Source organism: Methylacidimicrobium cyclopophantes (assembly GCF_902143385.2).
In the GTDB taxonomy this organism is placed as follows: domain Bacteria; phylum Verrucomicrobiota; class Verrucomicrobiia; order Methylacidiphilales; family Methylacidiphilaceae; genus Methylacidimicrobium; species Methylacidimicrobium cyclopophantes.
In genome coordinates this window covers 1-936 of record NZ_CABFUZ020000037.1, presented here as the reverse complement: position 1 = coordinate 936, position 936 = coordinate 1, and the positions used below count along the sequence as shown (strand labels likewise).

At 63.8% G+C, this 936-nt stretch carries 1 protein-coding gene; it reads left to right on the top strand.

Features of this window, described 5'->3' with window-relative positions; all coding sequences use genetic code 11:
* The coding region (locus FN369_RS00915) for a hydrogenase small subunit (protein ID WP_142524344.1) at nt 1–936 on the top strand (936 nt) is incomplete at both ends.

The following is a 936-nucleotide window of genomic DNA, read 5'->3' as shown; positions in this document are numbered from 1 at the left end:
CCGCCGCCGCTGCGAGCGGCGGCTGCGGGAGCTCGAGGCCGCCAAACCACTCAATCAAGTCAGCCTCCCCACTCTCCTCCGCGATCGGGGGATGAGCCGGCGCACCTTCCTCAAATGGGCCTCGGCGACCACGGCCCTTCTCTTTTTGCCGGCGAGCTTCGAGAAGCTCGTCGCCCGTGCCGCCGCGGTGATGAACCGGGTGCCGGTCATCTGGGTCGAATACCAGGATTGCGCGGGCAACTCGGAGGCGATCCTGCGCGCCGACGGCCCGACGATCGACGAGCTCCTCCTCGACGTGATCTCCCTCGAATACCAGGAGACGCTCATGGCCCCGTCGGGTTTCCAAGCCGAAGCCCAGCTCGAGGACGCGATCCAAGCCTTCCGGGGGAAATATATTCTGATTGTCGAAGGCTCCATCCCGACCGAAGAGGGCTACGGCTGGAACGGCCCGCGCGGCGAGAGCTTCCTCCAGAACATCAAGCGGCTCTCCCGCGACGCCTTGGCCGTCATCGCCGTCGGCAGCTGCGCCTCCTACGGGGGAATTCCCGCCGCCTATCCGAATCCAACCAAGGCCGTGGGCGTCTGGGACATTGTCAAGGGGAAGCCGATTGTCAACATCCCCGCCTGTCCGATGAACCCCGCCAATCTGGTCGGAGTCGTGCTCCACTATGTCCTGACCGGAACGCTGCCCGAGCTCGACTACCTCCTCCGGCCCAAGTTCGCCTTTGGCTATCGGATTCACGACAACTGCGAGCGGCGCGCCCACTTCGACGCCGGCGAATATGTCGAGCAGTGGGGAGACGAGGGAGCCCGCAACAATTTCTGCCTCTACAAGATGGGCTGTAAGGGCCCGATGACCTTCAACAACTGCTCAATCATCCGTTACAACGACGGAACCAATTGGCCGATCGGAGTCGGCCGAGGATGTATCGGCTG